Source organism: Alteromonas sp. ABH4_454, assembly GCF_056311775.1.
In genome coordinates this window covers 3,135,889-3,158,433 of sequence record NZ_CM149972.1, presented here as the reverse complement: position 1 = coordinate 3,158,433, position 22,545 = coordinate 3,135,889, and the positions used below count along the sequence as shown (strand labels likewise).

The window sequence follows — 22,545 nt, the reverse complement described above, 5'->3', positions numbered from 1 at the left end:
GCTAAATTATACGAAGGGATGAACGAAAAATAATCGCTTGCCTTTTAGTTGATTAATAAGCGTAATTAAGCGCTACATAATTCTGTCATCAAGTGGTACACTCGAAGCACGATTATGACCCACATAATAACAACAGTGCGCTCCCAAGCCTTGCTTTCACAATGATGTGAAGTTAAGCGCTGGATAACGCAGAACAAACCAAAATAAAGGGATTAAGCAGTTTATGTCTGATAACGCTAAAGAAATCCTCCCCGTTAATATTGAGGAAGAGTTAAAGAACTCCTACCTTGATTACGCGATGAGCGTTATTGTCGGGCGAGCCTTGCCTGACGTAAGAGATGGCTTGAAGCCAGTGCACCGTCGTGTGCTGTTCGCAATGAACGAACTGAAAAACGACTTTAACAAGCCATACAAAAAATCTGCCCGTGTGGTAGGTGACGTAATTGGTAAATATCACCCTCACGGTGACTCTGCGGTTTACGACACTATCGTTCGTATGGCCCAACCGTTTTCACTGCGCTACATGCTGGTTGACGGTCAAGGTAACTTTGGTTCTGTAGACGGTGACTCTGCCGCTGCGATGCGTTATACCGAAGTTCGCATGGCGAAAATTGCGCACGAATTACTTGCCGATTTAGATAAAGAAACCGTTGATTTTGTACCTAACTACGACGGTACTGAATTTATCCCTGAAGTATTGCCAACTAAGGTGCCTAACCTTCTAGTTAACGGTTCGTCAGGTATTGCAGTTGGTATGGCGACAAACATACCGCCGCATAACCTTACCGAAGTCATCAACGGCTGTGTTGCTTTAATTCAAGACCCATCGATCACCATTGATGATCTGATGACCCATATTCCTGGTCCTGACTTCCCAACGGCGGCGATGATCAGCGGTCGTAAAGGTATTGAAGATGCGTACCGCACTGGTCGCGGTAAAATTTATCTTCGTGCTAAAGCCGAAATCGAGACAGACAACAGTGGTAAAGAAACCATTGTTGTTAATGAAATCCCTTACCAAGTTAATAAAGCACGTCTTATTGAAAAGATCGCTGAACTGGTAAAAGAGAAGCGTATTGAAGGCGTTTCGGCACTGCGTGATGAGTCTGATAAAGACGGCATGCGCATTGTTATTGAAGTTAAACGTAACGAATCTGCCGAAGTTCTGCTTAACCATTTATATGCCAATACCCAGCTTCAAACGGTATTCGGTATTAATATGGTTGCGCTAGACAATGGTCAGCCTAAAGTATTTAACCTTAAAGAGACGCTTGAAGCCTTTATTCTTCACCGCCGTGAAGTGGTAACACGTCGTACGGTATTTGAATTACGTAAAGCCCGTGACCGTGCCCATATCCTTGAAGGTTTGGCAATCGCACTTGCTAATATCGACCCGATTATCGAGTTGATTAAAGCATCGCAAAGCCCGGCAGATGCCAAGAAATCGCTTGTTGCACAAGGTTGGGACTTAGGTGATGTTGCACAAATGCTTGAGCGCGCAGGCGATGACGCTGCACGCCCTGACTGGTTAATGCCAGAATTTGGTATTCGCGACGGCAAGTACTATCTAACAGAACAGCAGGCGCAAGCGATTCTTGACCTACGCTTACACAAGCTAACAGGTCTTGAGCACGAGAAGATCCTTGAAGAATACAAGCAACTTCTAGAGCTAATCGCAGAACTTCTTCACATCCTTAATAGCCCAGAGCGCTTGATGGAAGTGATTCAAGAAGAACTTGAAAAAGTGCGTGACGAATTTGGTGATGAGCGTCGCACTGAAATTACCGCTGCAAGTCACGATATTGATATTGAAGATCTAATCGAGCAAGAAGACGTTGTTGTAACGCTTTCTCGCGAAGGTTATGTGAAGTACCAGAAACTTACAGATTACGAAGCACAACGTCGAGGCGGTCGTGGTAAATCTGCAACTAAGATGAAAGATGAAGACTTCATCGAAAAACTTCTTGTTGCGAATACCCACGATCACATACTGTGTTTCTCAACCCGTGGTCGCTTGTACTGGTTGAAAGTGTATCAATTGCCGTTTGCTAGCCGAAATGCACGCGGACGCCCGATTGTGAACATACTGCCGCTAGAAGATAACGAACGTATTACTGCTATTCTTCCTATTAAAGAATTCGAAGAAGGCAAGTTTGTACTGATGGCAACGGCAAACGGTACAGTGAAAAAGACTGACCTAAGCCTATATTCTCGCCCTCGTTCAAGCGGTATTATCGCCGTTAACCTAAATGAAGGTGACGAGCTAATTGGCGTTGATATTACCCACGGCGATGATGACATCATGTTGTTCTCTGACGCGGGTAAAGTAGTTCGCTTTAACGAGAAGCTTCGCGACAGCGAAACCGGTGAAGTTAAGCGAGATCCAGAAACGGGTGAAGAGCTTCTTGCACTTCGTCCAATGGGAAGAACGGCAACAGGGGTTCGCGGTATTCGTCTTCAAGATGGGCAAAAAGTGGTGTCACTTATTGTTCCTAAAGGAGACGGCCCAATCCTAACAGCGACAGAGAATGGTTTCGGTAAGCGTACACCGCTAGAGGACTACCCAGCTAAGAGCCGTGCAACACAAGGTGTTGTATCAATTAAGGTGTCTGAGCGTAATGGTAAAGTAGTTGGCGCGGTTCAAGTAGACGAAACCAATGAAATTATGCTTATTAGTGACCAAGGCACACTGGTTCGTACCCGTGTAGGCGAGGTGTCAGTAGTAGGCCGTAACACGCAGGGCGTTCGCTTAATACGTACAGTAGAAGGCGAGCACGTTGTAGGGTTACAACGTATTGAAGAAGTGGCAGAGTTGCAGGAACTCGATGAGGACGGTAACCCAATCATTTCGGACGATGCGCCAGAACAAGCAGAAACTGCTGTTCAAGAGCAAGAAAACACCGCAGAAGACGGTGACGGCTCAACGACAGAAGAGTAGGGATAGCGCGCAGGCTTAGGCCATGCGCATTATCAGTGTTCTTTCAAACAAGCGGCTTTTGCCGCTTGTTTACCTAATAGGCCCGCAAAATGTCTATGATAAAGCGGGTTGAACGGTACTTATCTACAGGTGTTGAAAAACGCAATGAAAGAGGTTTTTAACTTTAGTGCTGGGCCGGCCATGCTTCCTAAAGAAGTGATGGAAAAGGCACAATCAGAATTTACAAATTGGCGCGATTTAGGCTGTTCTGTAATGGAAGTTAGCCATCGTGGTAAAGACTTCATTGAGATAGCCGCAAAAGCAGAGCAGGATTTGCGTGACTTGCTATCTGTGCCATCTAACTACCATGTGCTTTTCACACACGGTGGTGGACGCGGGCAATTTGCTGCTGTTCCCCTCAATTTGTCATCCGCCGATGATACCAGCCTTCATTTAGTGAGCGGATCTTGGTCAAAAGGCGCGGTGAGTGAAGCGAGTAAATACAATAACGCGGTAGTAGTGGGCGACGTTACAGAAAAAGACGGACTTCACTATATCGCTAAGCCTGCTCTGAGTGATATCGATCAGTCTGCGGCCTATTACCATTTTTGCCCGAACGAAACGGTAGACGGTATTGCTTTCGATTGGCTACCAGAGTCGGGAAAGGTGCCGCTGGTTTCTGATATGTCCTCGACGATATTGTCACAACCGCTAGATGTAGCAAAGCACGGTGTTATTTACGCCGGCGCACAAAAGAATATCGGCCCAAGCGGTTTGTCTGTGGTGATTGTTCGCGAAGACCTAGTTGGCAAAGCACGTAAAGAAACGCCCTCTATTTTCGATTATGCCTTAGCGGCAAAATCTGATTCTATGTACAACACACCGCCAACGTTCTCATGGTACTTGGCAGGGCTTGTATTTGAATGGCTTAAAGACATGGGCGGCGTTGACGCTATGGCTAAACGCAATGCTGAAAAGGCGGCGTTATTGTATTCAGCTATCGACAGTTCTGACTTTTATTCAAGTAAAGTTCACCCTGACAACCGTTCAAAAATGAACGTGCCGTTTCATTTAGCTAATGCTGAACTTGACGGATTGTTCCTTAAACAGTCACAAGAAGCAGGGTTACTTGCTCTTAAAGGGCATCGTTCGGTAGGGGGCATGCGTGCCAGTATTTATAATGCAATGCCGGTAGAGGGCATTGTTGCGCTAGTTGAATTTATGCGCGAATTTGAAAGAGTGAATGGATAAAATGGAGCAGTTAACATTAGACCCGATTGCAAAAGTATCGGGAGAGGTCAATGTACCTGGCTCAAAAAGTCTGTCTAACCGCGCACTATTGCTTGCCGCGTTAGCTGAAGGCGAAACTGAACTTACTAACTTGCTTGATAGCGAAGATATCGAGCATATGCTCAACGCACTTACTAAGTTAGGTATTAGCTATCGCTTAAGCGAAGATAAAACTCAATGCGTTGTGCAAGGTAATGGTGGCGCATTTGAGGTGGCTGAGCCACTTGAGCTTTTCTTAGGTAATGCCGGTACAGCAATGCGACCTTTATGTGCAGCACTTGCCGCAAGTAACGTGGATACCGTGTTAACGGGTGAACCGCGAATGGAAGAGCGCCCAATTGGCGATTTAGTGGATGCACTACGCGAAGCAGATGCTGACGTATCTTATCTTAAAAATGAAGGTTACCCTCCGCTTCAAATTAAAGGTAAGACGTTAAACGGTGGCGAAATGTCGGTTGATGGCAGCGTGTCTAGTCAATTTTTAACGGCGCTTTTAATGGCAGCCCCCCTGTTCTCAGGAGATGTGACTATTCGTATCAAAGGCGAATTAGTGTCTAAGCCTTATATCGATATCACGCTAGACACCATGGCTAAATTTGGTGTTACTGTTGAGAATGACAACTACCAGACGTTTACGGTTTCTGCTGACGCTAAGTACGTTGCGCCAGGTAAATTTATGGTAGAAGGCGATGCTTCTTCTGCATCCTACTTCCTTGCAGCCGGCGCCATTAAAGGTGGAACGGTACGCGTAACCGGAATTGGGCAGAAAAGCATTCAAGGTGATATCCGCTTTGCTGACGTGCTCGAAGCCATGGGTGCAAAGGTAGTGTGGAACGATGAATATGTTGAAATAACCGGTGCGCCACTTAAAGGTGTGAACATGGATATGAACCATATTCCGGATGCCGCCATGACCATTGCCACTACAGCGCTGTTTGCTGAAGGTCCTACGACCATGACTAACATCTATAACTGGCGTGTTAAAGAAACAGACCGACTTGCGGCTATGGCAACCGAACTTCAAAAGCTAGGTGCGAAAGTAGAAGAAGGTCACGACTATATAAAAGTATGGCCAACTGATTCGCTAAAACATGCTGAAATAGATACGTATAACGACCACCGTATTGCAATGTGCTTTTCACTAGTTGCATTAAGCGATACGCCGGTGACAATAAACGACCCAGGTTGTACGCGCAAAACCTTCCCAGACTATTTTACCCGCTTTAAAACTTTATATAGCGCGTAAAAGCCTTGTAAAAATGAGTAAGAGGTTAATGAAGGGCTATGTAGGTTAAACCTTTAGTTGCTTCGTTGATCTGAATCAGATTTATCCTAATGTACAATGCCGACTCTAAGAGGCGGCATTGCTTATCTCTCACTAAAGCGTATAATTGCGCGCGATTTTTAGTAATTTAAACGATGGAGCAGGTATGCATTCCACACCCGTAGTCACGGTTGACGGTCCTAGTGGTGCAGGCAAGGGTACGTTAAGTAGCTTGCTAGCAAAAAAATTAGGGTGGCACTTTCTAGATAGCGGCGCAATTTACCGCGTATTAGCAGTTGCTGCACTTCACCACGACCTTCCGTGTGATGATGAAGAATGTGTTGTTCCTCTAGCAACCGGTCTTGATGTTAGTTTCGAGACGAATGGCGATACCACTCGCATTATCTTAGAAGGCGAAGACGTTACTGACGATATTCGTACTGAAGAGGTTGGCGCTGTGGCATCAAAAGTTGCAGCATTACCTCGTGTTCGCGAAGCGCTACTTCGCAGACAACGCGCTTTCCAACAAGATCCAGGTCTTGTTGCTGATGGTCGCGACATGGGGACCGTGGTATTTCCTGATGCGCCTGTAAAGATTTTCCTTACAGCAAGCGCAGAGGCCCGTGCTGAACGGCGCTATAGCCAGTTGAAAGCAAAGGGCATGGATGTTAATATTGCGCGCCTTTTAACCGATATCAAGGCAAGAGACGAGCGCGATACACAACGTGCGGTGGCTCCTTTGGTACCGGCACAAGATGCAGTAATTATAGATTCAACGGACTTGGATATTGACCAAGTCTTTGAAAAAGCGATGGATATTATTTCCTCACGCCTTTAATGACGAGAGCTGATCGCATCCAAAGCAGTGTTGCTACAGGAAGTGGCGACTAATTTTAATAACCCCGCGTTATCCGGATAAGAAGCGTGGATATCAACTTAAAAGTTTATTTGAGACTTATGACTGAAAATTTTGCACAACTTTTTGAAGAAAGCTTACAAGAACTAGAAACACGTCCTGGTTCAATTGTAAAAGGTACTGTTGTTTCTATCGACAAAGACATCGTTCTTGTTGATGCAGGCTTGAAATCAGAAAGTGCTATCCCAGCTGACCAATTTAAAAATGCTGAAGGCGAACTAGAAATCGCTATCGGTGACCAAGTAGACGTTGCACTAGATGCAGTTGAAGATGGTTTCGGTGAAACTATCCTTTCTCGTGAAAAAGCGAAGCGTCACGAAGCTTGGGTTGAGCTGGAAAAAGCTTACGAAGATAAAGCTACAATTAAAGGCGTTATCAACGGTAAAGTTAAAGGCGGTTTCACTGTTGAAGTTAACAGTGTACGCGCGTTCCTTCCTGGTTCTCTTGTTGACGTACGTCCAGTACGTGACACTACGCACCTTGAAGGCAAAGAGCTTGAGTTTAAAGTTATCAAGCTAGACGCTAAGCGTAACAACGTTGTTGTTTCTCGTCGTGCAGTTATCGAAGCAGAAAGCAGCGCAGAGCGCGAAACGCTTCTTGCTAACCTTGAAGAAGGTCACGAAATCAAGGGTATCGTTAAGAACCTTACCGATTACGGTGCGTTCGTTGACCTTGGTGGCGTAGACGGTCTTCTACACATCACTGATATGGCTTGGAAGCGCGTTAAGCACCCAAGTGAAATCGTGAATGTTGGTGACGAAATCAACGTTAAAGTACTTAAGTTCGACAAAGAGAAGCAGCGCGTTTCTCTTGGTATGAAGCAAATGGGCAACGATCCATGGCAAGAAATTGCTTCTCGTTACCCAGAAGGTACTAAGATCAACGGTCAGGTTACTAACCTTACTGACTACGGCTGCTTCGTTGAAATCGAAGACGGCGTTGAAGGTCTTGTACACGTTTCTGAAATGGACTGGACTAACAAGAACATCCACCCATCTAAAGTTGTTAACCTAGGTGACACTGTAGATGTAATGGTTCTTGAAATTGACGAAGAGCGTCGTCGTATTTCTCTAGGTCTTAAGCAGTGCATTGCTAACCCTTGGGAAACATTTGCTGAGTCACACGAAAAAGGTGACAAAGTGTCTGGTAAGATCAAGTCAATCACTGACTTCGGTATCTTCATCGGTCTTGACGGCGGCATCGACGGTCTAGTTCACCTTTCTGACATCAGCTGGAACAAGTCTGGTGAAGACGCGGTTCGCGACTACAAGAAAGGCGATGAAATCTCTGCAGTTGTACTACAAGTCGACCCAGAGCGTGAGCGTATCTCTCTTGGCGTTAAGCAAATCGAAGAAGATCCTTTCAACAAGTATCTGACAGATAACAAGAAAGGTGCTATCGTTACTGGTACAGTAACAGCAGTTGATGCGAAAGGCGTTACTGTAAACCTAGCTGAAGAAGTTGACGGCTACATCCGCGTTGCAGATCTTGCTGTAGAGCGTGTTGAAGACGCAACAGAAGCGGCTAACGTTGGTGATAGCATCGAAGCGAAGTTCATGGGCGTTGACCGTAAGAACCGCACTGTTAACCTATCTGTTAAAGCGAAAGATCAGGCTGACGAAAAAGAAGCTATCGATAAAGTTAACCAGCAAGAAGATGTTGGTTTCGCTAACGCGATGGCAGAAGCATTTAAAGCTGCTAAAGGCGAATAATGCTTTTGTGGGTGTGCATCTGCACGCCCAATTCGCGATAGCTGTTTAAACAATAATATTGACAACGAGGTTAAACATGACCAAGTCTGAATTAATTGAACGGCTCGCGGATCAAGCGCGTCATATTCCGGCGAAAGAACTCGAACTGGCTATTAAAGAACTTCTAGAGCAAATGGCGCAAACTCTTCAAAAGGGTGAGCGTATTGAGATTAGAGGTTTTGGTAGTTTCTCTCTTCACTATCGCGCTCCACGCGTAGGTAGAAACCCTAAAACGGGTGAAACTGTGAAACTAGACGGTAAATATGTACCGCACTTTAAACCTGGTAAAGAGCTTCGCGAAAGGGTAGACGCCTCAATCGCATAATGCATTTTAAAAGCCGCTGTAAAGCGGCTTTTTTGTGCCAGATGGAAAGTATCATCACAATAAGCCTTTCATTTAACCCTCTGCCTAGCTTAAATTAACGAATACCCTGAGATACTTTTGTTTAATTTTTAATGCCTATTGACCCCGACTAAAGTAGGGTTATATATTATTCGAATAATAATAAACGGTATACGTAGAAGTAATGTCAGCCGGCGATGAACAAGCAATAATAAAACAATACCAGCCGCTCATTCGCGCGTTAATTCCATATGAACAACAAAACAGGTTGCTAGAGGGAATTAATAAGTTTTCGAAGCGTTTGCCTAGTAGTGTCCGAAAAGTCGTGAAAGAAGAGGTCGTTCGATTAACATCGTTAACCGACGCTCCCGCCGATAATTCTGCCTTCGCCCAATTCCCTGTCATGAAGTTCAAGCACTTCGGTGTTCAGATGCGCCTCGATAAAGTTGGCGCGCAGATCCTCAAAAACGAAACATCGCTCTATCAAGACAGGTACACCGTAGGTGTGTTTGAGTCAGTAATGAACTCAGACTTCTACCAAAATCAAATAAAAAAAGAACAGTTCAAAAAAATTGTCGATGCATTTAACGTTGAAAGCCAGTCGTTTACCGATATCGACTTTGGTGATGACATTGCTATTCGGCCCAACTTTACTATTTCTTCCCCCGAATTCGAGAAAGGCCGTCATTGCTCAATAAGCTCTATGTCACATAATGGAATTACTTTAGAGACGAAAAGGCCACCTAATGCATCCACCGGCGATGTAATCACTTTCACCATTCCCGAAGTTAAAGGCCTGACCAAAGAACCTACTGAAATTACCCTTGAACTAGAGTCTGTAAAATACAATAAACATTTAGGGAAATACGAAACGTCATTTAATTTTCCTGATGACGTCGATAAGGGTTTTTTAGCAACGCTCAAACGTTATGTTGCGGTAACTGCCTATAAGCAACCGCTGCAAAGAGATTTAGAAATAGAGCGTGCTATGCAGGAGCTCGAGCGCGACCGAATACTTGAAAATAGCCCGTGGCTTCCTGTTTTTCTTGCACCTGAAAAGCAATCTCTAAAACCTATGATAGCCCTTTTTACTAAGGCGAATGTCGAGCACAATGATGCGGACAAACTACTGACAAGTTTGCAAGATAAGCCTATTTTCTCTACGTTAGTTGATGAGTTGCGAAAGTACAACGAAGCTTATGTATTTCATGGCAATATTAAAACCAAAAGTGGTAACGTACAGATAACCGCTACACACAGGCAACTACTTGCGCTTAAGCAACTTAATGCGCTTGTATATTTGCTTGCAAAAAGTGGTGACTTTATATGTACCCACTGTCGCCTAGATAGTGTGACCCGTGAAGATAAACAAAAAGCCTTTGCTATTCACGATATTGCGAGTAAAGAATTTGAGCAGCTTGCCCAGATCTCCCATGTTTTATACTGCAAAGATGTATCAGCATACCTCACAAACTTAACGCTTTCTGCTAAATGCGATTTCAAGCCTTTGTCTAAAACGTTGAAAGCTAGCGGTGACAACTGGCGCATAGATTATGTCATGGAAGAAGATTTAGATAGACGGAGTGAAACTCGCTACGTTATCGATAAACCCGCTTCCATCAAAGTAGGCTTGCTTACCTCTCTTGACGCGCGAGTGGCCGATTTAAGCGCCAGCGGTATGAAATTGACAGTTGCGCCGCACAGCGATCTGCAAAAAGAGATACGAGTTTCTGTGCCGGAACTAAAAATTAAAGGCGAAAAATATAAGGTTGTGCATTACCAAGCTGAAACTGGCGTGGTCAGGCTATGCCTCGTAGAAGACACACGCAAAGCTAAAGTGAGCTCTAACGTCGATCACATGGTTGAAGAGAATACGGCTTATTTTAAAGTGAGAGATATTGCTCGTATTCAGCGATCAACACATCGTTACATTTGGGAGCTTGCCGTAAGGCATATGCCGTCGCTATCGGTACTTTGCGTAATGAATAGGTTTACACTCGACAGGCTAAAAACTGTCTATCAAAGCGATGCATCTGACGATCTTTATCCCTTTTCACGTACACAAAATATCATCCCGCTTCATGGTTTCTTTGCAGACAAAGGTCAGGCAAAGCCTAAATCCCAAATATTAGAAGCCATGTTTAAAGAAACCTCTGAACAAGCTTTAGTTGTGCATTGCGTGAGAAAAAGCGACAATCGTTTGGTGTATATCAAAGAACGGGATTTCTTGTTCTCTAAGCTTCGTACACAAATCAAAACTCAGTTAGATGAAGAAAAAATTCAGCTAAGTGCTACTGATGTTACCGCAATACGCTGCCACGGGGCTATAACACCGTTGACCAAAAAACGGCTAGCGCAGCTTTCGAAGTTAGATAAGGCTATGTATGACAAGCTTGAAACCATGCAGGCAGGTTATACACACTGCATATTCATCACGAATATGTCTGCGCTTCACCATGATTTAGTGGTGGAAAACCTTATAGCAAAACCTCAGCGCCATGAAATTGAAGGTGAAGGTGCAGCTTAATATTATTTCTGCATTCCCACGCTTTGCTAGGAAACTTGCCTGCGCCTTCTGAGTAGACAATTATCTATGTGTATTGGTATAACAGCATTTCCGACACGCTTTTAGTGTTATCTCTTTTCGCATTTTGCTATTCTTGTAAATAAATCAATAAAAAAGGGTTGAGTGTTGAAAGGGATCATAGCGTTTCTCATTATCTTAGTGCTGCTTGCCATTGCATTTGTGATTGGCTCTCAAAATGAAGCACAAGTAACAGTTAATTATCTCATTGCTCAGGCGAATCTTCGCTTATCAACATTGATTGCGATTACACTTTCAATAGGTGTGGGTATCGGCATTTTAATCATGTTAATGAGTTGGCTGAAACTACGTGTTCAGTTAATGTCTGCGCAATCTAAAATACAGAGTTTGGAACAAGACCACTAATGCTCGAACTGCTGTTTCTCCTTTTACCTGTTGCGGCAGGGTATGGTTGGATAATGGGGCGCAATAGTGTCCGTCAAGCGCAGCGAAAACAGTCAAGTATCCTATCTAAGCATTATTATAAGGGGCTAAACTTTTTACTTTCAGACCAGCCCGATAAGGCCGTTGATACGTTAATCAAAATGATTAACGTGAATAGCGATACGGTTGAAACCCATATTGCCATGGGCAGCTTTTTCCGTCACCGCGGTGAAATAGATCGGGCTATTAAAGTTCACCAAAACTTGGTTAGTCGCGACGAACTACAACCAGCGCAAAGAGAAAATGCGCTTCGAGAACTCGGTCACGACTATACGCAAGCCGGCTTTTTAGAGCGCGCGGAAAACGCATTTCTTCAGCTTTTAAACAGTGAAAAACATTATTTGGTTGCCCAGCAGCAGCTGTTTAGCATCTATCAAACCACGAAAGAGTGGGAAAGAGCGATAGAATTAGCTGAGCGCATGGTGCAATGTCATGGTGATAATGATGAACTGTGCGAACGCCTTGCCCACTTTTACTGTGAGCAAGCAGCGGTTGAGTTAAAGAACGAAAGCCAAGGAGCAGCGTTAACACTGTTACAGAAAGCGGTTAATGCAGATGAACATGCTGTTAGGCCGTGGCTGATGTTAGGTGATATAGCGCTTAATCAAAAACGCTTCACTGACGCGAATGCCTATTTTACGCAAGTCGCAGAACGCGATATTAACTGGTTTAGCGAAGCTGTGCCGAGCCTTGAAAAAATTGCCGAAGAAACCGATGACTGGGATAGTTTCCAGAAAAACTTAGAAGCACACTGGCAAGAGTGCGCAACGTCTTATTTAGCCATGGTTGATGTGCTAATGAAGCGCGGTGAAACAGCCCAAGCCGCAGAATATCTATTAGAACAGCTTCGTAAACGCCCGACCATGCGCGGATTTAAAACCCTTATGGGGCTTTATATAGATCAGCTTTCAGATAAAACTACGGCTGATAGTTTACGCTTACTTAAAGAATTGGTTGAAAAGCAAATGTTGCAGCGTCCTAAATATCGCTGTGGCAGCTGTGGCTTTTCCGGCCGTAAATTATATTGGTTATGCCCTAGCTGTAAAAAGTGGGGTGTAGTAAAACCTATTAAAGGGCTAGACGGAGAATAAAAGAACATGCATGACCCACGCGTTATTGTTGCATTAGACTATGACAATAAAGACACTGCATTGGCGTTTGTTAATAAATTAGATTCAAGCTTATGCAAGCTAAAAGTGGGCAAGGAGATGTTCACCTTATTCGGGCCGGAATTCGTAAAAGCGCTTATTGCTAAAGGTTTTGATGTTTTCCTAGATTTAAAATTCCACGATATTCCAAATACGGTTGCAAAAGCGTGTAAAGCAGCGGCGGAGCTAGGTGTGTGGATGGTAAACGTACATGCTTCCGGCGGCCTACCTATGATGCAAGCGGCTAAAGAAGCCATCGCAACAAGCAGCAACCCACACACTAAGCTTATTGCGGTCACTGTACTTACCAGCATGGACGAGGCACAACTGGCTGATGTGGTAAGCGGTGTAACACCAGAGCAACAAGTACTGCGCTTGGCAGCACTAACAGAAAAAGCAGGGTTAGACGGCATCGTCTGTTCAGCGAAGGAAGCCAGCGCATTGCGCGAAAAACACAGCGATGACTTTCTATTAGTTACGCCAGGTATTCGCCCTGTAGGCGCTGACGCTGGCGACCAGAAACGTGTTATGACGCCACCTGATGCAATGAAAGCAGGCGTAAGCTATTTAGTTATGGGGCGACCTATCACGAAAGCAGAAGACCCTATTGCAGTATTGAAGTCCGTAAACGAATCAATAAACGGTTAGACTTAATGCAAATACAAAAAAGCTCGGATGTGGTGTTCACATTCCGAGCTTTTTTCTTTATGCCATTTTTAAGGCTCTTTATTCACGAGAGTGATCTAGAGCCATTAAAATAATCGAAAAATCTTATTCGCCTTTAAGCGCTACTTCAGCTGGCGTATAGGTTAAACCGAGTTCTTCACCTAGTGCATCAACAACCGCTTTATAGGTTACTTTACCTTCGTGAACGTTCAAGCCGTTTAGCAAGTGCTTGTCTTCTAACATAGCTTTGGCTGGGCCTTTGTTTGCCAGAGCCAAACCAAATGGCAAGGTCGCATTGTTAAGCGCCATAGTAGAAGTGCGCGCAACACCGCCTGGCATGTTAGCTACACAGTAGTGAACTACGTCATCAACAACGTAAACGGGGTCTTGGTGCGTAGTGGCTTTAGACGTTTCAAAACAGCCACCTTGGTCAATAGCAACATCTACAAGCACAGAGCCCGGCTTCATCGCTTTAATTTGTTCACGGGTAAGTAGCTTTGGTGCTGCTGCGCCAGGAATAAGGACTGCGCCAACAACAAGGTCTGCTTTAGAAGAGTAATGCTCGATAGCATCAACTGTAGAGTAAACCGTCTTAACTTGACCGTTAAAGATATCGTCTAGCTGGCGAAGACGCGGAAGCGAACGGTCTAGAATGGTGACATCAGCACCAAGACCTAGTGCCATTTTTGCAGCGTTAGTTCCTACAACGCCACCACCAATTACCAATACTTTGCCTGGCGCTACACCGGGTACACCACCAAGAAGGGTACCGCTGCCGCCGTGCGCTTTTTCAAGGTAGTGCGCGCCAGCTTGAACAGACATGCGGCCCGCTACTTCACTCATTGGTGCAAGCAATGGAAGACCACCACGGTCGTCAGTTACTGTTTCATAAGCAATACAGGTTGCACCTGACTCAACTAATAACTTAGTTTGCGTAGGATCTGGGGCTAAGTGAAGGTAAGTATAAAGCGTTTGGCCTTTACGAAGCATTTTACATTCGTTTGGTTGAGGCTCTTTCACTTTTACAATCATTTCCGCTTCAGCAAACACTTGCTCAGCAGTAGTTGCAATCGCAGCACCGGCGTCTACATACATTTCGTCAGTGAAACCGATTGCATCACCGGCATTAGTTTCAACAAGAACACTATGACCATGAGTAACAAATTCTTTTACTGCTGCTGGCGTCAAGCCAACACGATATTCGTGGTTCTTAATTTCTTTTGGTACACCAACTAACATGTATCGTCCTCAAATTTATAACGAGCTTCTATGTGGCTCTGGTTGAACTTTGTTTCGTAGCAATCGGTCTTGAAAGCCCGTAAAGCTATTTGGCGAGTATACGTCATAAAAAAACGAACTATCTGCTGAATAATGAAGTTATGTAGCATATAATCCTTTAAAAGATAGCTTGTGAGGTATTTTATATGTTGGTAAAGACGCCTAAACACCTTGACCGGATAGACAGGAATATACTGGTACAACTGCAGAAAAACGGGCGTATATCTAATGTCGAACTTGCTAAAGAGGTGGGCTTAAGCCCAAGCCCTTGCTTAGAGAGAGTCAAGAGATTAGAGGCTCAGGGCTATATAAAAGGCTACCACGCGTTAGTTGACCCAGAAAAGCTTGGCGCTGCTATGCTCGTGTTCGTTGAGATTACATTAACCAAAACATCGGTAGATATCTTTGCAGAATTTTCTGCTGCGGTAAAACTGCATGACGATATTCAAGAGTGTCACTTGGTATCTGGTGATTTCGACTTCTTATTAAAAGCCCGTGTTGCGGATATGGGCAGTTATAGAAAACTGTTGGGTGATACCTTATTGCGTTTACCGGGTGTAAGTGAGTCTCGGACCTATGTTGTGATGGAAGAAGTAAAAAGCACATCATCACTGCGCATTAATTTGAAGTAATGAAAGCATGGCTCAATAGCGTGTTTTTATGGTAGGCTGTGCAAAAATACAGTGTTTGTGTGCAACGAAAGGATTGTTGCGGTTCACATACAATAGGGTAGGGGAGCATCCCAATAGCTTTCTTAATAGGCTCAGCTACTTACCAACATTACTCAAATAATAATTATTTAGGGATTGCAAAGAGTTCGCTAAGCTCTTTGTAGCGTTTAACGCAAAGATAGTACGTATAGGCTAAGACCATTAGTCGATATAAAACTACATGCGATAGAAATTGAAGGTTCTTTAGGGTTATGGCGCGATTAACAGGGGTTCAGCGAGTGTGGGAAGCAGGCATGATTATCGCCTGTGTTTTCGCCTTCTTCTTATTGCTGGCACTAGTATCTTTTCATCCAGGCGACCCAGGCTGGAGTCAGGCTGGTTTACAATTAGATATACACAATTGGGTGGGCGCCACTGGTGCATGGGTTGCTGACTTATTGCTATTTTCATTTGGTTTTCTTGCTTATTTGCTCCCATTTGGCTCTGCATTTTTAGGGTGGTTCCTTTTCCAGCACATCAAAGAGTTGGACGAATTCGACTACCTCACCATTGGGTTGCGAATTATCGGTGGGTTATTAATGGCCCTTGGCGCAACTGGCATCGCCAGTATCAATTTTGATGATATCTACAACTTTTCAGCCGGCGGCTTTGTAGGTGATGTAATTAGTTCAGCGCTTATACCGTACTTTAATACCGCTGGTACTATCCTATTGTTACTTTGCTTTTTCTGTACAGGCTTTACGCTTTTAACAGGTATAAGTTGGCTTACTATTATCGATAGGCTAGGGGAAGGAACGCTGTGGTTGGGGCGTAAAACCCTGTCTGCACCACAAAGTTTATTGGCACTTGAAATGCCACGTCTGGCGCTGACCAATAAATCTTCTAACCAAGAAAGCACCGACACTGCCGAGCTGGATATTACCAGCATGCGAGCTGAACCCTTAGCTTCTTCCGCACAAGCCCAGGAACAGCCACAGCAACCGCAAACGCCTACGCAGAGAGCTACTCCGACTCGCAATGAACCCTCTTTCGGTATTGATGAGCTTGATGATGAGCCACCGTTTTATACTTATGATGGCAGCGATAAGGCGCAAGCTGAAGGTAAGTCGACGCAAGATAGCGAAAACTTACGAAGCGATGAAGCGCTTTCAAATGCGGGCGAAAGTGAACCTGAGACGAAGAAGTCAGCATTTTCATTATCAAGTATGCGCAATGCGGTAACGGGTAGCTTTAAAGATAAATCAGGCTTGGGTAAATCTAACCAAGATGAGCCAGTGTCGCCGGAAAGTGAAAGTATTCAAAGTGAGCCTCAGGTTCAGCAAAGCCCGCATATTAATTTTGATGAGCTAGAAGAGTTTGACGAAGACTTACCCTATGAAACAGGAAGTAAGCCCGTGCCTTCGGTAAGTGTTAGCGAAACACCTGCGCCAGCAGCACAGGCACAAACAGCGAGCCAAGAAAGCAATCAAGCATTCACGCCTGCAGCACTTGGTGCTAAGCCGGTTAAAGCGAAATCGAATGAAATTGACCCTGATTTGCCACCTATGCCGTCGTTTGATTTGCTAGAGCGTGCTGACAAACATGAAAATCCGCTGACGCCGGAAGAGATTGAAGGTATTTCTCGCCTTGTTGAAGAAAAGCTGGCTGATTTCAATATTGAAGCGACTGTTGTGGGTGTGTACCCAGGGCCAGTAATTACGCGTTTTGAGCTTGATTTAGCGCCTGGTGTTAAAGTGAGCAAAATTACAGGGTTATCAAAAGACTTAGCCCGTGCAATGTCAGCTATTTCAGTTCGTGTAGTAGAGGTTATTCCAGGTAAGTCGGTTATTGGGTTAGAACTTCCCAACAAAAAGCGTGAGATGGTGCGTTTGAGTGAAGTAATTAGCTGCGATACCTTCCAGTCTAATAAGTCGCCTTTAACCATGGTGCTGGGTGCAGATATCTCTGGTCAGCCAGTAGTGGTTGATTTAGCTAAAATGCCTCACCTTTTAGTTGCAGGTACTACAGGTTCAGGTAAATCTGTGGGTGTGAACGTGATGATCTTGAGTTTGCTTTATAAAAGCACGCCAGAAGACGTTCGCATGATCATGATAGACCCTAAAATGCTTGAGCTTTCAGTATATGAGGGCATACCTCACTTGCTTTCTGAGGTCGTGACCGATATGAAAGAGGCAGCCAATGCACTTCGCTGGTGTGTAGGTGAAATGGAACGTCGTTACCGCCTAATGAGCGCCCTTGGCGTACGTAACCTAAAAGGTTATAACGCGAAAGTTGAAGAAGCTATTGCTAACGGCACACCAATTAAAGATCCGCTTTGGAAGAATGAAGAAAGTATGGATGCCGAAGCGCCAGACTTAGCAAAACTACCAGCTATTGTTGTGGTAGTGGACGAATTCGCCGACATGATGATGATTGTGGGCAAAAAAGTAGAAGAGCTTATTGCGCGTATTGCACAGAAAGCGCGTGCTGCGGGCATCCATCTTATCCTTGCCACACAGCGTCCGTCTGTAGATGTTATTACAGGTCTGATTAAGGCCAACATTCCAACTCGCTGTGCATTCCAAGTATCAAGTAAAATAGACTCAAGAACCATTCTCGACCAACAAGGCGCAGAAACCCTGTTAGGTATGGGCGATATGCTTTATCTTCCACCTGGAAGCCCAGTACCTACCCGTGTTCACGGCGCGTTTGTAGACGATCACGAAGTACACGCGGTAGTGGCCGACTGGCAGAAGCGCGGCGAGCCAGAGTACATTGATGAGATCCTTAATGGCGAAGCAACGGCGGAAGTCTTGCTGCCAGGTGAGCAGCCTGAGGGCGAAGACCAAGAATTCGATGCCTTCTACGATGAGGCCGTTGCATTTGTTACCGAAACTCGTCGTGCCAGTGTCTCAAGTGTGCAGCGTAAATTCAGAATTGGTTACAACCGCGCAGCGCGCTTGGTTGAACAAATGGAAATGAGTGGTGTCGTAAGTGCACAGGGGCATAACGGAAACCGTGAGGTGCTTGCACCGCCGCCCCACAAAGAATAACGAATGGATTGAATAAATGAATAAAGCAGTTTCGGTTTATTTTGTGAGTGCAGTTTTTGTGAGTGCAATGGCAACGGCAAGTACAGCAATGACTGCTGCTAACGCTGCAGTAGAATTAGATACTACAGGTTCAACTAGTGACAAGAACAATGTTCACGAGGTTGTCAGTGCTCATGACGCTATTCAGGCTAATGCCACTGTAAACACCAGTCAGCCTAAAGCTTCATCGCTTATCAATGATTCTGCAAGTACGTCGCTGCAGGCATTGTTAAGCAATATGAAACAGTTTCGTGCAAGCTTTGCGCAAACAGTAATGGACGCCCAGCAAAATGTGGTGCACGAGGCGCAGGGTACGTTAACCATGACCCGCCCCAATAAGCTACGCTGGGAAACCACGTTTCCGGATGAAACCCTATTGGTTGCAGATGGCGAAGCGGTTTGGAATGTAGATACCTTTGTAGAGCAGGTGACAGTCCTATCTCAAGACAATGCGATTAAAGATAACCCTATTGTTTTGCTTACATCAACAGATGAAGCAACGTGGTCAAAGTTCTCTATCAGTCAGTTAAATAGCGGTTCATCGGCTGTAACGTCTGAAAACGGCGCGGCAGACAGCATAAATGGTGTTAGCATCTTAAAAAGCTACCAAATCACGCCTAAAGAACAGGGTGGCCAAATCGCAACGCTTACATTAACCTTTAATCAAGATAATGAGCTCGCTTCGCTTAATATGCTCGATGCGCAACAGCAAATCAGCACCTTAGTGTTCAATAATATTGAAACTCGTTTCCCAGTGCCAGCCGATACCTTCTCAGTTGATATTCCAGATAGCTTCATAGTTGATGACCAGCGTTAATCAAGAATTTGCTCCGCTAGCGGCGCGCATGCGCCCAGTTACCATTGAACAGTACAGCGGTCAGGAACATTTACTTGGCGAGGGCAAACCGCTTCGTAAAATGTTAGAGGCGGGCCACTGCCACTCTATGATCTTGTGGGGGCCGCCCGGAACGGGCAAAACCACCCTCGCTGAACTTATCGCACAGTACACTAATGCGTCTGTTTTGCGGATCTCAGCCGTTACTTCTGGGGTTAAAGATATCAGAGCCGCTATGGACACAGCTGAAGAGAACGCCCGCTATAACCAGCGAACCTTATTGTTTGTTGACGAAGTACACCGATTCAACAAAAGCCAACAGGATGCTTTTCTTCCATTTGTTGAATCGGGTGTGGTTACCTTTATAGGCGCAACAACAGAAAACCCCTCGTTTGAATTAAATAAGGCGCTTTTATCTCGTGTACGGGTTTATGTGCTAAAGACACTCGAGCAGAACGCGTTATCAGAATTAGTCGATAGAGCATTAAGTGATACCGAGAAAGGTCTGGGGGACAGAGCCCTTGGTATTGAAGACATAGCAAGAAACGCTCTTATAGATTTAAGCGGTGGCGACGCCCGGCGCCTTCTTACCTATTTAGAGTTGGCTGCAGACTTCACAAGTTCTAACGATATTACCGTTAGCGATGTTGAGCATGCGGTAGGCGAGAAAGTAGCAAGCTACGACAACAAAGGCGATACCTTCTACGATTTGATTTCAGCCTTTCATAAATCAGTGAGGGGGTCAGATCCTGACGCAGCTCTTTACTGGTATGCAAGAATTTTGGATGGCGGCGGTGATGCACTTTACGTGGGAAGGCGATTACTGGCTATCGCGTCTGAAGATATTGGTAACGCCGACCCCAGGGCCATGCAGCTATGCATAAACGCATGGGATACATTCCATCGCGTAGGGCCTGCAGAGGGCGAGCGTGCTATTGCACAAGCCGCCGTTTACTGTGCCTTAGCTGCAAAAAGTAATGCGGTTTACATGGCGTTTAATGAAGCCAAAGCACTGGCGCGAAAGACCTCTGATGCACCGGTTCCTATGCATTTGCGCAATGCACCTACATCGCTTATGAAAGAACTGGGTCATGGAGACGGTTATCGCTATGCACACAACGAGCCGAATGCCTTCGCAGCTGGCGAAACATACTTACCAGATAGCCTTGCCGGTACTCGCTTGTATAATCCTAACGAGCGCGGTTTAGAGAAAGCTTTGAAAGCCAAGCGTGAATTTCTCGATTCACTTAATGCGAGAAGTAACAATAAAAGGTAAAGTTGCAGACAAGTAACTCAACTAGTTCAGATTATATGAATTAGTTAATAATAAAATGCGCTAGGGAGTTTTCGTGCCTCAAGGGTTAGCTTTGTATTGTTTTATTGCCGCTGGCGGTGCGACCGGCGCCTGTTTACGCTATTTTGTTACCACAAGTGTTGATTCCTTATTTGGAAAACACATGCCGTTTGGTACACTAACGGTGAATGTGGTCGGGTCGTTTGCACTCGCATTACTGTACGGTTTTATCGAACGTCATGATTTAAGCGACTCTCCTTACCGAGCGCTTATCGGTGTAGGGCTATTAGGTGCCTTTACCACATTCTCAACATTTTCCGTTGAAACCTTAACTTTATTAGAAAACGGGTTGTGGCTTAAAGCCGCAGCAAATGTATTTCTTAACGTTGGCGCTTGCCTAATAGCAGGTTGGCTAGCCATTCAATTGATGAAAGGATAATTAGAAACACATGTTAGATCCAAAGTGTTTGCGAAGCGATATAGAACAAACAGCTAAGCGATTAGCTGCCCGTGGTTTTAACCTCGATGTAGCAGCTTTCAGTTCGCTTGAAGAAAAAAGAAAAACACTTCAGTCCAGAACACAGGATCTGCAAAACGAGCGCAACGTACGAAGTAAATCCATTGGTAAAGCTAAGGCGCAGGGTGAGGACATCGCACCGCTTTTAGCTGAAGTGGGTAAACTGGGTGATGAGCTTGACGCCGCTAAAGCAGAGCTTAGCGAACTGTTAGAAGAAATAAACACCCTTACGCAGGGCATTCCTAACTTGCCGCATGAGTCTGTACCAGAAGGTAAAGATGAAGACGACAACGTGGAAATTTCTCGTTGGGGCGAGCCTCGCACGTTTGATTTTGAAGTAAAAGATCACGTAGATGTCGCTGAAGGCTTAAACAACGGCTTAGACTTCGCTACTGCAAGCAAGCTTACAGGAAGCCGCTTCGTCGTCATGCGTGGCGATATGGCCCGCCTAAACCGTGCACTTGCTCAGTTTATGCTTGATACCCATACACAAGAACACGGCTACCAAGAAATGTACGTGCCTTACTTGGTTAATGCTGATAGCTTGTACGGCACAGGCCAATTGCCTAAGTTTGGAGAAGATTTATTCCATACTAAGCCAGCAACCGAAGAAGGGCAGGGGCTAAGTCTTATTCCAACGGCAGAAGTACCGCTAACGAATATTGCGCGCGATGAGATCTTAGACGCGAAAACACTGCCTGTTAAGATGACGGCACACACACCGTGTTTCCGCTCTGAAGCCGGTTCTTACGGTCGTGATACCCGTGGTCTAATTCGTCAGCATCAATTCGACAAGGTAGAACTAGTACAGCTAGTTAAGCCAGAAGATAGCTTCGACGCGCTAGAAGCGCTTACTGGTCATGCGGAAATTATTCTGCAAAAGCTAGAGCTACCTTACCGCAAAGTGTTGCTATGTACCGGTGACATGGGCTTTGGTGCATGTAAAACCTATGATCTTGAAGTATGGCTACCTGCACAGAATACTTACCGTGAAATTTCATCATGTTCTAACATGCTGGACTTCCAAGCGAGACGTATGCAGGCAAGATTCCGTAACCCTGAAACGAATAAAACTGAACTGCTTCATACACTGAATGGTTCTGGTTTAGCGGTAGGGCGTACGCTTGTAGCTATACTGGAGAATAACCAGCAAGCAGACGGAAGCGTAACCATTCCAAAGGCACTCGTTCCTTACATGGCAGGCCAGGAAGTGATTAAGGCGACTAGTGCGTAAATAAACTCTACCAGTAGATAATCCATGGCAATTTCAAGCCACTCTATTATCTATAAGCATCAAAAAATCCGGTACCGTAAGAGGTATCGGATTTTATAATTCTCCCTCCTACTTCTGAATCTCATACTTATTGCTAAGTAAGTTTGTATGCTGTTTAAGTAAACTCTTGGCATGTAATAAAATCCATATATAAACAACACCTTATAGCTCAAAAAGTAAGCAATAAAAGTTGTTTCTAAATGTAAATGGATAGCGCTTTTTGCTCATAAATCACATATATTTCATGCGCTAAAGTCATAATTGACACTTACAATTATATCTT

The 22,545-nt window shown here is 44.8% G+C and carries 17 protein-coding genes; 16 read left to right on the top strand and 1 reads right to left on the bottom strand.

Annotation, left to right across the window (positions count from 1 at the left end):
• Window positions 1-223: 223 nt before the first annotated feature.
• From gyrA to pyrF, 10 genes are all read left to right on the top strand, one after another.
• The gene (gene gyrA, locus ACYX4W_RS13785; RefSeq protein ID WP_476073562.1) at window positions 224-2,938 is read left to right on the top strand and encodes a DNA topoisomerase (ATP-hydrolyzing) subunit A; all 2,715 of its coding nucleotides are present in this window, start codon (window positions 224-226) and stop codon (window positions 2,936-2,938) included.
• A 144-nt stretch (window positions 2,939-3,082) separates the two neighbouring features.
• The gene (gene serC / locus ACYX4W_RS13780; protein ID WP_476073561.1) at window positions 3,083-4,168 is read left to right on the top strand and encodes a 3-phosphoserine/phosphohydroxythreonine transaminase; all 1,086 of its coding nucleotides are present in this window, start codon (window positions 3,083-3,085) and stop codon (window positions 4,166-4,168) included.
• A 1-nt stretch (window position 4,169) separates the two neighbouring features.
• Complete coding sequence (gene aroA / locus ACYX4W_RS13775; RefSeq protein ID WP_476073560.1) at window positions 4,170-5,453, top strand: 3-phosphoshikimate 1-carboxyvinyltransferase; 1,284 nt, start codon at window positions 4,170-4,172, stop codon at window positions 5,451-5,453.
• A gap of 184 nt (window positions 5,454-5,637) precedes the next feature.
• Window positions 5,638-6,309 (top strand): (d)CMP kinase, encoded by a 672-nt coding sequence (gene cmk / locus ACYX4W_RS13770; protein WP_014976668.1) that lies wholly within the window; start codon window positions 5,638-5,640, stop codon window positions 6,307-6,309.
• Window positions 6,310-6,428: 119 nt separating this feature from the next.
• Window positions 6,429-8,099 (top strand): 30S ribosomal protein S1, encoded by a 1,671-nt coding sequence (gene rpsA / locus ACYX4W_RS13765; RefSeq protein ID WP_474806593.1) that lies wholly within the window; start codon window positions 6,429-6,431, stop codon window positions 8,097-8,099.
• Between the two features lie 76 nt (window positions 8,100-8,175).
• Window positions 8,176-8,463, top strand: a complete 288-nt coding sequence (gene ihfB / locus ACYX4W_RS13760) for an integration host factor subunit beta (RefSeq protein WP_014949641.1) — start codon at window positions 8,176-8,178, stop codon at window positions 8,461-8,463.
• Window positions 8,464-8,665: 202 nt separating this feature from the next.
• On the top strand, window positions 8,666-11,008 hold the full coding sequence (locus tag ACYX4W_RS13755; RefSeq protein ID WP_476073559.1) for a PilZ domain-containing protein: 2,343 nt from the start codon (window positions 8,666-8,668) through the stop codon (window positions 11,006-11,008).
• 162 nt (window positions 11,009-11,170) lie between these two features.
• A complete protein-coding gene (locus ACYX4W_RS13750; RefSeq protein WP_474806596.1) occupies window positions 11,171-11,431 on the top strand; it encodes a LapA family protein in 261 nt (86 codons plus the stop codon).
• Complete coding sequence (gene lapB / locus ACYX4W_RS13745; protein WP_179983540.1) at window positions 11,431-12,600, top strand: lipopolysaccharide assembly protein LapB; 1,170 nt, start codon at window positions 11,431-11,433, stop codon at window positions 12,598-12,600. Before ACYX4W_RS13750 ends, lapB begins: the two co-directional genes overlap by 1 nt.
• A gap of 6 nt (window positions 12,601-12,606) precedes the next feature.
• On the top strand, window positions 12,607-13,305 hold the full coding sequence (gene pyrF, locus ACYX4W_RS13740; RefSeq protein WP_476073558.1) for an orotidine-5'-phosphate decarboxylase: 699 nt from the start codon (window positions 12,607-12,609) through the stop codon (window positions 13,303-13,305).
• A gap of 123 nt (window positions 13,306-13,428) precedes the next feature.
• On the opposite strand, the gene ald is transcribed toward pyrF, so the two are convergent.
• The gene (gene ald, locus ACYX4W_RS13735) at window positions 13,429-14,562 is read right to left on the bottom strand and encodes an alanine dehydrogenase (RefSeq protein ID WP_476073557.1); all 1,134 of its coding nucleotides are present in this window, start codon (window positions 14,560-14,562) and stop codon (window positions 13,429-13,431) included.
• Between the two features lie 185 nt (window positions 14,563-14,747).
• Here ald and lrp point away from each other — a divergent pair, with 185 nt between their 5' ends.
• The 6 genes from lrp (at window position 14,748) to serS (ending at window position 22,223) form a co-directional block, all read left to right on the top strand.
• Window positions 14,748-15,233: a leucine-responsive transcriptional regulator Lrp gene (gene lrp / locus ACYX4W_RS13730; protein WP_179983537.1), complete on the top strand. Its 486-nt coding sequence runs from the start codon at window positions 14,748-14,750 to the stop codon at window positions 15,231-15,233.
• A gap of 290 nt (window positions 15,234-15,523) precedes the next feature.
• Window positions 15,524-18,304 carry a DNA translocase FtsK gene (locus ACYX4W_RS13725; RefSeq protein ID WP_476073556.1) on the top strand — a complete coding sequence of 927 codons (2,781 nt, stop codon included), beginning with the start codon at window positions 15,524-15,526 and terminating at the stop codon, window positions 18,302-18,304.
• A gap of 16 nt (window positions 18,305-18,320) precedes the next feature.
• The gene (gene lolA / locus ACYX4W_RS13720) at window positions 18,321-19,160 is read left to right on the top strand and encodes an outer membrane lipoprotein periplasmic chaperone LolA (protein WP_476073555.1); all 840 of its coding nucleotides are present in this window, start codon (window positions 18,321-18,323) and stop codon (window positions 19,158-19,160) included.
• The gene (locus ACYX4W_RS13715; protein WP_476073554.1) at window positions 19,147-20,454 is read left to right on the top strand and encodes a replication-associated recombination protein A; all 1,308 of its coding nucleotides are present in this window, start codon (window positions 19,147-19,149) and stop codon (window positions 20,452-20,454) included. The genes lolA and ACYX4W_RS13715 overlap by 14 nt, the downstream gene beginning before the upstream one ends.
• Before the next feature lie 73 nt (window positions 20,455-20,527).
• A complete protein-coding gene (gene crcB, locus ACYX4W_RS13710; protein ID WP_014949631.1) occupies window positions 20,528-20,911 on the top strand; it encodes a fluoride efflux transporter CrcB in 384 nt (127 codons plus the stop codon).
• Window positions 20,912-20,921: 10 nt separating this feature from the next.
• Entirely contained in the window at window positions 20,922-22,223 is a 1,302-nt protein-coding gene (serS, locus tag ACYX4W_RS13705) for a serine--tRNA ligase (protein WP_474806611.1), read from the top strand.
• Window positions 22,224-22,545 lie beyond the last annotated feature (322 nt).